Annotated in this window: 11 protein-coding genes; 2 read left to right on the forward strand and 9 right to left on the reverse strand. The window is 69.7% G+C overall.

Translation table 11 applies throughout. The annotated features are described in order from the left end of the window. The first annotated feature begins 6 nt into the window (after positions 1-6). The gene (locus AC07NS_RS17005; RefSeq protein WP_494605092.1) at positions 7-744 is read left to right on the forward strand and encodes an SDR family oxidoreductase; all 738 of its coding nucleotides are present in this window, start codon (positions 7-9) and stop codon (positions 742-744) included. 10 nt (positions 745-754) lie between these two features. Here the strand turns inward: AC07NS_RS17005 and AC07NS_RS17010 are convergent, their stop codons facing one another. From AC07NS_RS17010 to AC07NS_RS17035, 6 genes are all read right to left on the reverse strand, one after another. Then, the gene (locus AC07NS_RS17010; RefSeq protein ID WP_494605094.1) at positions 755-2,413 is read right to left on the reverse strand and encodes an energy transducer TonB; all 1,659 of its coding nucleotides are present in this window, start codon (positions 2,411-2,413) and stop codon (positions 755-757) included. A gap of 114 nt (positions 2,414-2,527) precedes the next feature. Continuing rightward, positions 2,528-2,827 (reverse strand): hypothetical protein, encoded by a 300-nt coding sequence (locus tag AC07NS_RS17015; protein WP_492856976.1) that lies wholly within the window; start codon positions 2,825-2,827, stop codon positions 2,528-2,530. 164 nt (positions 2,828-2,991) lie between these two features. Continuing rightward, the gene (locus AC07NS_RS17020) at positions 2,992-5,250 is read right to left on the reverse strand and encodes a TonB-dependent receptor (RefSeq protein WP_494594970.1); all 2,259 of its coding nucleotides are present in this window, start codon (positions 5,248-5,250) and stop codon (positions 2,992-2,994) included. A 320-nt stretch (positions 5,251-5,570) separates the two neighbouring features. Further along, positions 5,571-6,056 (reverse strand): hypothetical protein, encoded by a 486-nt coding sequence (locus AC07NS_RS17025; RefSeq protein WP_494605095.1) that lies wholly within the window; start codon positions 6,054-6,056, stop codon positions 5,571-5,573. A gap of 182 nt (positions 6,057-6,238) precedes the next feature. Next, positions 6,239-7,837 carry an FAD-binding oxidoreductase gene (locus tag AC07NS_RS17030; protein ID WP_494605097.1) on the reverse strand — a complete coding sequence of 533 codons (1,599 nt, stop codon included), beginning with the start codon at positions 7,835-7,837 and terminating at the stop codon, positions 6,239-6,241. 40 nt (positions 7,838-7,877) lie between these two features. Continuing rightward, positions 7,878-8,228 (reverse strand): hypothetical protein, encoded by a 351-nt coding sequence (locus tag AC07NS_RS17035; protein WP_494605099.1) that lies wholly within the window; start codon positions 8,226-8,228, stop codon positions 7,878-7,880. A gap of 202 nt (positions 8,229-8,430) precedes the next feature. On the opposite strand from AC07NS_RS17035, the gene AC07NS_RS17040 reads away from it, so the two are divergent. After that, positions 8,431-9,888: a mannitol dehydrogenase family protein gene (locus tag AC07NS_RS17040; protein ID WP_494605100.1), complete on the forward strand. Its 1,458-nt coding sequence runs from the start codon at positions 8,431-8,433 to the stop codon at positions 9,886-9,888. 104 nt (positions 9,889-9,992) lie between these two features. Here AC07NS_RS17040 and AC07NS_RS17045 read toward each other — a convergent pair whose 3' ends face one another. The 3 genes from AC07NS_RS17045 to AC07NS_RS17055 form a co-directional block, all read right to left on the reverse strand. Continuing rightward, complete coding sequence (locus tag AC07NS_RS17045; RefSeq protein ID WP_494605102.1) at positions 9,993-10,358, reverse strand: PRC-barrel domain-containing protein; 366 nt, start codon at positions 10,356-10,358, stop codon at positions 9,993-9,995. A 63-nt stretch (positions 10,359-10,421) separates the two neighbouring features. After that, positions 10,422-10,979: a hypothetical protein gene (locus AC07NS_RS17050; RefSeq protein WP_494605104.1), complete on the reverse strand. Its 558-nt coding sequence runs from the start codon at positions 10,977-10,979 to the stop codon at positions 10,422-10,424. Positions 10,980-11,048: 69 nt separating this feature from the next. Continuing rightward, positions 11,049-11,609 (reverse strand): sugar transferase, encoded by a 561-nt coding sequence (locus tag AC07NS_RS17055; RefSeq protein WP_494605750.1) that lies wholly within the window; start codon positions 11,607-11,609, stop codon positions 11,049-11,051. Positions 11,610-11,615: the final 6 nt, after the last annotated feature.

The raw sequence follows: 11,615 nt of genomic DNA on the forward strand, positions 1-11,615 counted from the left end.
ATCGCCATGACCACCGCCTCTCCCTCCCCTGCCCCCGCCCTGGTTTTCGGCGGCTCGCGCGGCATGGGCGCCGCCATCGTCCGTCGCCTTGCCGCCGAGGGCCGCCCGGTCGCCTTCACCTACGCCAGCTCGCCAGGCAACGCCGCGGCCCTGGCCGCCGCCATCGAGGAGACCGGCGGAACGGCCCTGGCCCTCCAGGCCGACAGCGCCGACGCCGAGGCGGTGCGCGCCGCGGTCGAGACCGCCGTCGCGCGGTTCGGAAAGCTGGGGGTGCTGGTCGTCAACGCCGGCGTGCTGATCCCCGGCGCCATCGACCAGTACGCCTTCGACGACTTCGACCGCATGCTGGCGGTCAATGTGCGCGGGGTGTTCGCGGCCATCCGGCACGCCGCCCCGCACCTGCACGACGGCGGCCGCATCGTCACGATCGGCAGCAACACGGCCGAGCGGATCGGCGCGCCTGGCTCCAGCGTCTACGCCATGACCAAGGCCGCCGTGGCCCAGCTGGTGCGCGGCGCCGCGCTCGACTTCGCCCCGCGCGGGATCACCGTCAACAACGTCCAGCCCGGACCAGTCGAGACCGACATGACCGCCGGCCTGATGGACTACATCACGCCCCGCCTGCCGCTGGGCCGCATCGGCAAGCCTGAGGAGATCGCCGACCTGGTCGCCTGGCTGGCCGGGCCGAACGCCGGCTACATGACCGGCGCCAGCCTGACGATCGACGGCGGCTGGACGGCCTGAGGCGGCGGCGCTAGTCCGGCACCGAGAAGTTGACCGGGATGAGGATCGGCTCGTCGACCGGGACGCCGTCGATCGTCTCCGGGCTGAAGCGGAACAGCCGGCTCATCTTCAACGCGGCCTCGCCGAAGCCGTAGTCCAGCGGCGCCTCCGACAGCACGGTACAGTCCTCGACCCGGCTCTTGACGATCCGGGCGCAGCTGAGCTCGGCCTTGCCGTCGACCTCCATGCGCTGGGCGCGGTCGGGATAGTAGCGAGCGGCGGAGTCGGCATCCATGCCCAGGCGGATCAGGGGCCGGTAGTCGACGACGCCCGGCCCTGGCTTGGGCAGGTCGGGCTCCGCATCGACGATCGAGGGCTTGCCGAACTTACCGACCGGCACGTCGAGCAGCACGGTCGAACCGATCGTCGAGCGGCCCTCTTCGGTCCAGAGCTGGGACTCGACCTTGGCGAGCCGGGCCCGCGCGTCGATCTCGGCCCCGGCGTCGCCGGCCGGCGTCAGGCTCAGGATCTCGCAGCCTTCCAGCTTTCCGCCCACGCCTACCCGGCAGCGGGCCCGCGCCTCGCCCGGGACCGGCGGCTTTCCGTCCGCCCTCTGCGGCGGCGGCGCGAACGGCATGCTCATCCAGTAGGGATGGGCCACCGGGCTTCCGAAATCGATCACCACCGCCTGGGGCGTGAGCACCGGGGCGGCAGGAGCCTTCTTGCGGGCGCTCGACGCGGCGGAACTCACCGGCGGTTCGAGCCGGAAAGCGGAAGCCAACCCCAGGGCGGCCTCGCCGAAGCCCTCGCCCTTCACCGACTCGGCGATCACCCGGCAGTCCTGGAGCCGGGCTTCGTCGTTGGCCATGCAGCTGAGCCGGACCTGCCCCTTCACCCCGCGCTGCCGGGCCGAGGGCGGATAGGCCGCCAGGACGTCGGCGTGGCTGGGCGCGGCGCGCCAGGCCAGGGTGGGCTGACGGCGCGCGCCCTCGAACGGACGGCAGCGGTAGTCGCAGGTGAATAACACCTTCACGACGGTGGTCATGGCGACCGGAACGCCGTTCCTGCGTCCGGGCTGGAAACGATAGAGCGGCGCCACGCTCAGAGCGGCGGGGCCCAGATCCTGCGCCAGGCTGCGCTGCGACAGCACCCCGCAGTCCTTGGCGCGCCCCTCCAGCGTCACCGTGCACAGCAGGTCGACGCTGCCTTCGAGGCCACTGAAGCGCGCCGCGGCCGGCCAGGCGGCGTGCAGCGCGTCCTGAGAGGGCTGCTCCACCTCCAGGGGCCCGACGTATTCGGCCCCGCCCGAATGGACCACCCCCGCCTTGGGCGCGATGAACTGCAAGGTGATGGTGCGCGAGCCGACCCGGGTTCTGGGCGCGACCTCGTAGCGCTTGACCATGGCCAGCGCCGCCGCGCCGAAGCCCTCGCCCGCGGGCGTTTCCGACGTCAGGGCGCAGTTCCAGACACGTCGCTCGGCCGCATCGCAGGTCACGACCGCGACGCCGTTCAGACCCTTTGCCTTGGCGGCCGCCGGATAGACGCTCTGCACTTCGTCATGGCGATAGGCGAAGACCGGATCGCCGGTGCCCTCCTGCGCGGCGGCCGCGCCGTCCAGCCCCGCCCAAGCCAAGCCGATCCAGGCCAGCGCCGCGAAGGCGCCGGCCTTGCCGGTCGTACGATAGGTCATGATCCACCCCGAAACTCGCCTCAACCTATGGACGGCGGCGACGATTGCCAAGCCACCGATCGGCGAGTTCGAAGAGCGGAGGAACGGGCGGCGCGCTGCGCCGCCCTCCCCGCGTCAGTGCGCGGCGTCCTTGGCCTTTTCACCGGCCTTTTCCGCCTGGTCGCCAGCCTTCTCGGCGGTCTCGCCGGCAGCGGCGGCCGCATCGCCCGCGGCCTTGGCCGTGCTGGTGTCGCCCGCGGCCGCGGCCTGGGCGCTGGCGTCGGCGGCGGTGTCGGCGGCGCTGGAAGCCTGGGCCGCGGCGTCGGCGGCCTTCTGGCTCTCGACCGAGGCCTCGGCGGCCTTCTCGGTCTTGTTCTCGCAGGCGGTGACGGTCAGGGCGACGGCGGCCAGGCCGATGAGCAGGGTATGACGCATGTGAACTCTCCCAAACGAGCTTCGCCGGTCTGTCGCCGGCTTGGCTCAACCCGCATGCGGCGTCGTTCGTTCCGCCGCTCTCCACCCAGGCCTTCGCGCATGAAAAAGCCCGGCGGCGTCCTTTTCGAACGCCGCCGGGCCGGTCTTTCAGTAAGAGCGCGCTCTTAGAAGCGCTTCGTCACCTGCACGCCGTAGGTGCGCGGTTCGTTGACGAAGGCGGTCAGGTTGTTGAAGTCGATCGCGCCGATGACGTTGGCTTCGTCGGTCAGGTTGCGGACGTAGACCGCCGCTTCCAGGCCCTGGGCCGGGTTGCGCCAGCCGGCGCGGGCGCCGCCTTCGAAGTTGGTGTCCTGCATGAACTCGACCGATTCATAGAGGAACAGGTTGAAGTCCTTCTGCATGACCCAGTCGGTCGAGGCGAAGAGCTCCGTGCCGTTGCTCAGACCATGCACGTAGTTCAGCGTGATGTTGGCCGTGTACTTCGGGGCCTGCGGGAACGGGTTGCCGTCGATGTTGGCGCGACGGGTCGTGCCCACCGTGACGATCGGATCGGTGACCGTGCAGTTGGCGCCGCAGAAGGCGACCAGCAGGTCCTTGTCCTTGATCTCGGTGTGATTGTAGGCGAACCCGCCGGCCAGGCTGAAACCCGCGCCCAGATAGACGTCGCCGTCCAGCTCCAGGCCGTAGCCCTCGCCCTTGTCGGCGTTGATCAGCTGGTTGAAGTTGCCTTCGCCGCCGATGGCCGTGAACTGCGGGTCGGTGACCTCGTAATAGTAGACCGTGGCGTTCAGGCGGGCCTTGCCCTGCCACAGACGCGACTTCAGGCCGGCCTCGTAGGACATCACCGTCTCGGAGTTGGCGGCCGTGATCAGGTCGGACGAGGTGATCCGACCTTGCAGCGACGGACCGCGATAGCCCTTGGCCACGCGAGCGAAGGCGTTCAGGTCGCTGTTGATCTCATAGAGGGCGCTGAGGTCCCAGCTGACCTGCTCGTCGCCGACTGAACGGCGCACGTTCGACAGCGGCAGGGCCGTGCTGGTGCTGCCGGCCGGAATGATCCGGTCGCCGTGGAAGTCGCGGCTGTCTTCGGTGTAGCGCAGGCCGCCGGTGATCTTCAGGGCGTCGGTGACCTTGTAGTTGGCCTGGCCGAACACCGACCAGGATTCCGAGCGCTGGATGATGTCGCCGATGACGATCGGGTTCAGGCCGCCGACGCCGTTGAAGGTGCCCGAGACCAGGTTGAAGCGCTCGTCCCAGAAGAAGGCGCCGACCTGCCAGCCGAGGCGGCCGTCGCCGTTCGAGGCCAGGCGCACTTCGATGGTCTTCTGGTCCAGATCGCTCGACAGGGTGCCGGTCTCGGAGTTGAACGGCGTCTTGTAGGGCGCGGTCGAGGCGGCCGAGGCCACGCCGCCGTCGATGTCGCCGTCGCCGGCCGAGCGGCCCTGATAGGCGCTGACCACGCCGGTCAGGGTGACCGGGCCGAAGTCATAGGCCGCCTGCAGGCTCTGCGAGGTGGTGTGCTGCTTCTGCGGGTTGTTGCGGCCGCCGTCGTAATAGACCGTGTCGCGGTCGAAATTGCCGTTCAGCTCGTTGGAGCCCTTGGTCAGCACGTTGGCGCGGTTCAGCGTGCCGGTGCCGGTGTAGTTGCGCGATTGCAGGGTCAGCAGGGTCGACAGGCGGTCGGTCGGCTTCCAGGCCACGTGCACGCGGGCGGCGGTGTCGTCGAAGCGGCCCAGGTCGTCGCCGTCGCCGGCGAACGAGGGATTGTAGGCGTTGTTGACCCAGTCGTCGCGATGGTTCCACAGGCCGGCGATCCGCACCGACAGGGTGTCGTTGACGGGGATGGTCACGCCGGTCTCGGCGCGCACGGCGCCGAGGTTGCCGTAGGCGATCGAGCCGAAGCCGCCGAACTCGCCGCCCGGCTTGACGGTGTCGATCTTGACCACGCCGGCCGGGGTGTTGCGGCCGAACAGCGTGCCCTGCGGGCCGCGCAGCACTTCCAGCTGGTCGACGTCGAACAGCGGGAAGCCCTTCAGGTAGACATTCTCGAGCACCACGTCGTCGAGCACCACCGAGACCGGCTGCGAGGCGTTGAAGTCGAAGTCCACGTTGCCGAGGCCGCGGATGTAGAAGCGCGGGGCGTAGCGGCCGTTGGAGCTTTCGATCTGCAGGCTGGGCACGCGGGCCGAGAGCGACAGCACGTCGCCGCCGCCGGCCGACACGGCCGCCAGGGTCTTGCTGCTCATCGCGGTGACGGCGAACGGCACGTCGCGGATGTTTTCGCTGCGACGCTGGGCGGTGACGACGATCTCTTCGGTGACCGTGGCGTCGGAGGCCGGCGCTTGCTGGGCCAGGGCCGGCGCCGAAACCATCAGGGCCAGAGCGCTGACCGACAGGCCCAGCCAGTTCTGATGATGCTTCATGTTGGTATCCCCTTAAAAATTCGGGGAGGACCTACGCCGCAACGTTGCAACACCGCCAACAAAAACCGGCGCTATTGCTTGAATTTTTCAAGACAACTCGAACACCGAACGACGAACACTGATCTTCGTTGCGAAAGCACTACATCGCAAACCACGATCGAACAGCAATATATGACCCGCGCCCGCCGCAACGAGGCCCGCGCGAGACGCCTCAGTCATGCACGTAAGAAAAGAATTACCTCGCAAAACTCCGTTCACGGACTATCACTTCGTGAACGGTTCAGGGCAGGCCCGGCGTCCAGAGCGGCCACGCCCGTGGGTCAGACCGACATCATCGCGTCCCAGACCACGCTCCGCCACGTCCGGACCCTGCGGATTTCGACTCGGATCGTCTCCGGCGCCGCGCCCGGGCGGCGCACCGTCCGCACCACGAGGTCGTGAGAGGCCGCAGGCGTGGCGATCGGCGGAACGGTGAACCCGCACACCTCGTCGGGCGCGGCGTCTGGCCCGCAATCCTCCGCATCGACGCCGGGCCGGCCGGGCGCGGGCTCCAGCCGGGCCGACAGCGGTCGCTCGCCATCGCCGCAGTCGATCCAGGCGACCACGACCAGCGGATAGGCGACGTCGGAAGCGTCGACGCCTGGCGCGAGCCGCCTTTCCGTCCAGTCGCTGCGCTGATTGACCTTGACCTCGCAAGCGCCGTCGCTGCGCGCGGCGATCTCCTCCAACCGGTAGGGCCAGAGAAAGAACACGGCGACGACCACGGCCAGGGCGGCCCCGCACCAGCGCAGGACGCGACCGAACATCTTCCAACCGCTCATTTGGCCTCGCGGCCCGAAGAACCCGCACGACGGCTTTGGACGGCGACTTCAGGCATCGAATCCCACGCAGAACCTCAGAGGGAGGAATTGAAAAGCACAGCTCGTGCAACGGCAAGGCCTCCCCAAGGACCCCCTCTCTTTAAGAGAGAGGGATTTCAGGGATTCCCCTACGCCCCCGGGATCGCCTGGGCGAACTTGAACACCCGGTCGGGATCCACCGCTGCCTTGATCCCCTTCAGCCTCGGCAGGTTGTCGCCGTAGTACAGCTTGGCGAAGTACTCGTCGCTGGACGGATCCTTCGACAGGCCCGGGTCGGCGAAGTTCTGGTAGGCGCCGCCGCCGGCGCGCGGGCGCATGGTCTTGTAGAAGGCGTCGAGCCACGCGTGGTTGGCCTTCATCCGGGCCTCGTTGTGCGAGTCGGCCTCGCCCCAATAGAGGCCGTTGACCATCAGCCAGCGGCTGTCGCGATGGACGAAGGCGGTGTCGGCCTTGCCCACGGCGTTGATCTGGCCGCCCGTCTGGAAGAAGCGCAGGTCGCAATAGCCATAGGTCCCCGGCCATTTGCGCAGGTGCTCCAGGCCGGCCGCGAGGTCGTCGGCGCCGAACCTGCGGTTGGTCACGAAGGCCGAGCGCTCCTGGTAGAAGGTGGCGAAGCCGTCCTCATGCAGGAAGTCCTGGGCCGGCCAGTAGAGCAGTTCCTCGACCCCCGCCCCGCCCGTGGGCTTGGCCAGGTCGAACACCGGCTGCAGCAGCTTCATCAGCTGGTCGCGCGGCCCGACGAACTGGCCCAGCAGGCTGATCGGCACGTCGTAGCCGGCCTTGACCTGCACCGGCGTCACCGCCCCGAACGACACCCGCGAGCCCAGAGCCTCCGGCGCTTCGTCCAGCACCGCCATCAGCTTGGCGCCCAGTTCGGCCACCGAGACCTTGGGATGCGGCGCGTCGGGCGTGCGGCTCCAGCTGAGGTCAAAGACGGTGACGACCTTGCCCTTCACGTCGAAGGTCTGCAGCGAGAACGAGGTGCTGACCCCAAAATTACCGCCGCCACCGCCCTGGCTGGCCCAGAACAGGTCGCGGTCCTTCTGGTCGGCGGCCTTGGGCGACAGTCGGCGCAGCGAGCCGTCGGCCAGCACGATCTCGCTCTCGACCAGCTGGTCGCAGCCCAGGCCGTGGGCGCGCATGTTGAAGCCGATGCCGCCGCCCAGCAGGAAGCCGGCCGCCCCCACCGACGGGCAGCGGCCGTGGGTCACGGCGCGGTCCTGGCTGCGCAGCAGGCGATAGAGGTCGCGATTGCGCGCGCCCGCTCCGGCCCGGGCGACGCCCGTGGCCGCGTCATAGCTGGCCTGGTTGAGGCCGCCGGTGTCGAGCATCAGGCCCGTGGTGGTCGAATAGCCGGCGTAGGAGTGGCCGCCGCCGCGCACGATCAGCGGCACGTCGTTCTGGCGCGCCCAGCCGATGGCGAAGGCGACGTCGGCGGCCGAGCCGCAGCGGGCCACGCCCTGCGGCAGCGTCCCGGCGAACTCCAGATTGTTGGGCAGGGCGATGGCCTGGTAGTCGGCGTCCCAGGCGCGCAGCACCCCGCCGCTCAGGTTCCGCGCCAGGCGGTCCCACTCGCCCTCGGCCGGACCGGCCGGCGGCGTCGGATTGGGCGCATGCAGCGGCGAGCGGGCCAAGGCCGTCCTGGGGGCCAGCGCCGCCCCCATGGCCAGCAGGCCGCCCGCGGCCAGGAAATCGCGCCGGCTGGCGAAATAGCGTTTCGTCTGCATCGTCTCCCCCAGATTTTTCTTTGAAACTCGTCGGCCGTGATCAGCGGCAGTCGGCCGCCACCTTGGCCAGGCTGGCGCCGCCCTTGGCGAACAGCGCCTGCTCCTCGGCCGGCAAGGTCGGCAAGGCATGGGCGAAGCCGTTCTCGCGGCCACGCGCATAGTCCTCCAGAACCGTCATCGCCGTCGGCGACAGCTGAGCCTGCAATACGTTGGCCGCGCAGGCGCAGCCGATCCGGTCGTACTTGAGGCCCAGGCCTGTCAGCTTGCCGTCGACGCAGGCCCGCGTCACCACCGCCCGCTGGGCGGCCGGGGCGTCGGCCTCTACCCGGTCGCAACTCGACGCCGCGACGCCCGACGCCAACACCGCCGCGATGATCAGAAACTTGCGCATGCTCTTCCCTTGCGGCGGCAAGTTTGGCGCTACAGCCTTCGGTTTTATGTGAAAATTATAACGCGGGGTCGCTTTCCGCCGGATCACCGGGCCGAAGGCGCAAGGACGCCCAAGACAGGATTGCCACCGGTGTCTCGGCGCCGCATCTAGGCGTCCGGGCGGACGCCAGATCCGCCGAACCAGCATTATCGAGGCGCCCCCTGTGACCACCGACACCGCCAGCTCGTCCCTGCGCCTGCGCGCCGTCAGCTATCCGGCCGCCCTGCCCGGCACGGCCCTGCCCGGCTACGACCGCGACAAGGTGGAGATCGGCGTCGTCCACTTCGGTCCCGGCGCCTTCCACCGCGCTCACCAGGCCTTCTATTTCGACCGGCTGCTGGAGAGCGATCCGCGCTGGGGGATCTGCGCCGTCTCGTTGAAGAGCCCCGGCGTGCGCGACGCGCTTTCGCCCCAGGACGGCCTCTACACCCTGGCCCAGTTGGATCGCGAAACCAGCTTCCGCGTCATCGGCTCGATCCTGGAAGTGCTGGTCGCGCCGGAAGATCCCGAGGCGGTGTTCGCCCGCCTCGCCGCGCCCCAGACGCGCCTCGTCACCCTGACCGTCACCGAAAAGGGTTACTGCCTGACCGGCGAAGGCAAGCTCGACACGGCCCATCCCGACATCGTCCATGACCTGGCCTCGCCGCGCGGCCCGGTCAGCGCCGTGGGCTACATCGTCGAGGGCCTGCGCCGTCGCTTCGCCGCCGCCCTGCCGCCCTACGCGGTCGTCGCCTGCGACAACCTCGCCGACAACGGCTGGCGGCTGAAGGCGGCCACGATCGCCTTCGCCGAGGCCGTCGATCCGGCCCTGGCCGCGTGGATCGAGCAGAACGCCGCCTTCCCCCGCACCATGGTCGACAGCATCACCCCGGCCACCGACGACGCCCTGCGCGCCCGCGTCCAGGCCGCCACGGGTCTGGCCGACGCCTGGCCGATCCAGCGCGAGGCCTTCACCCAGTGGGTGGTAGAGGACGTGCTGGGCGAGAACGCTCCCGACCTCGCCTCCGTCGGCGTCACCCTGACCGACGACGTGCGCGGCTTCGAGCGAGCCAAGCTGCGCCTGCTGAACGGCGTGCACTCCACCCTGGCCTATGCCGGCCTGCTGAAGGGCCACGAGACGGTGTTCGAGGCGGTCGGCGACCCCGCGCTGGAGACCCTGGCCCGCGACCTGATGGTGCAGGACATCATCCCCACCCTGACCGCCCCGCGCGGCCTGGATCTCGTCGCCTACGCCGAGGCCATCCTCGACCGCTTCCGCAATCCCGAGATCCGCCACTTCCTGAGCCAGATCGCCTGGGACGGCTCGCAGAAGCTGCCGTTCCGCATCCTCGGCACGGTGAAGGACGCCCTGGAAGCCGGCCGCCCGGTCGAGCGCCTGGCCGTGCCGATCGCCGCCTGGTTCCACTTCCTGAAGAAGCGCGTCGCCGAAGGCGTGGCCGTCACCGACCCGCTGGCCGACCGCCTGCTCGCCGTCGTCAGGGCCCTGCCGGGTGACGTGAAGGGCGATGTCGCGGCGTTCCTGGCGATCGAGGCGGTGTTCCCGGCCGAACTGGCGTCGAACGCGACGTTCGTGGCGGCGGTGGAGAAGGCTTACGGGGAACTGGGCCAACTCATCCCGTAAACCCCCGCGAAAGCGGGGGCCCAGGCGTTTTATCGTCGAGCGTCAGGCCTTTCACAAAAACCTGGGTCCCCGCTTTCGCGGGGATTTTACGGAGATATTGCGCCCTACGGCTTCCACTCCGGCAGGTTGGCCAGCTGGTCCTTGGTCAGCTTCGTCCGCACCAGATAGTCGTTCGAATCGCCCGGCTCGGGCGCCACCGAGACGTCGGCCAGGGCGACCGAGACCTTCTTGTCGGGGCCCACGCGGTCGATCTCGATGATCACGGCGGTCGGCTTGCCGGCGGCGTCGAGGATCACGTGCTCGACCTCGCCGGCCTTGCGATTGGCCGAGTCGATGACGTCGGCGTCCTCGATCTGGCCGACGGTGAAGGCGCCCTTGGCCGCCAGCGCCTCGTCGCGGGCGATAGCCTGGGCGTGGGCGCCGCCGCTCGCCAGGGCCAGGGCGAGAGCGGTCAGTGCGATCCGCGTCATGGGATGTCCTCCGGGTTCGATGCCCGGAGCCAACGCTCCGTGCACGGAGCCCGTTCCGACCGCTCAGTCGACGGCGCAGCTCAGCCGCGCGCCGCCGTTGAGATCCCGTTCGACGGCGATCGTCACGTTCACGCTCTTGGGGCCGCTGGTGTCCACGCGCCGTCCCTGGCCGCCGAGCTTGAAGCCCGCCGCATTGGCCTCGCGCAGCACGTCCTCGAGCGGCGCGTCGAAGCCGATCCACCAACGATCGCCGTGGCCCATCCAGCCGCCGACGGCGATCTCTCGCACCGTCAGCCCGCGCCAGGCGCCCGACAGCGGAACGCTGGCGCGATAGGTGTCGCCGGTCACCTCGACGTCCGTCTCGCCGAGTCGCGAGCGGTAGGCCTCCGGAACCTCAAGCGCGCCGGGCAGGACGGTCAGGTCCCAGGGAGAGCCTTCGAACTTGACGATGCTGGCGGTCAGGCGCTCCAGGTCGGGCGCCTGCTGGCAACGCGCGGCGTCCTTGAAGGCCAGCAGGCCGTCGAGCGGCGGCAGGGGCGGCGCCTTCTTCTGCTCGGCGCAGCCGGCCAGCGCCATCAAGGCGGCCGCCGTCAGGCCCGCGCCCAGTCCGATCTTCCGCATCACGCCCCCACAACTCGCCCCAAGGTTCAGCTTGGCCGATGAGAACGCGTGGAGGCAAGGCCCGAAGCGTCAGGCCCGAACGCCCTTGCCCAGCACCACCGGCGCGACGGTGCCGGCCAGGATCTTCAGGTCGAACAGGAACGAGGCCCGGGCCAGGTACTCGGCGTCCAGCGCCACCTTGTCGGGAATGGCCAGCTCGTCGCGGCCGTTGATCTGGGCCCAGCCGGTGACCCCCGGGCGCAGCAGGTGAACACCGGCGGCGGTGCGGGCGGCGACGAGGTCGTCCTGGTTGAACAGGGCCGGGCGCGGACCGACCAGGCTCATGTGGCCCACCAGCACGCTCCACAGCTGCGGCAGCTCATCCAGGCTGGTCTTGCGCAGGAACGGCCCCACGGGCGTCAGCCAGCGGTGCGGGTCGTCCAGCAGGTGGGTGGCGACCTCGGGCGTGTCGATCCGCATGGTGCGAAACTTCGGCATCGGGAACAGGCGGTTGCCCCGCCCCACCCGCTGCGACCAGTAGACAGCCGGCCCTGGCGAGGTGGCCCGCACCAACGCCGCCACCACCAGCAGCGGCAGGGCCAGCGCCAGCAGGCCCGCGGCCGAGGCGGCGAGGTCGAAGGCGCGCTTCAGCACCGG

The organism is Caulobacter sp. GW821-FHT10A10, assembly GCF_059415745.1.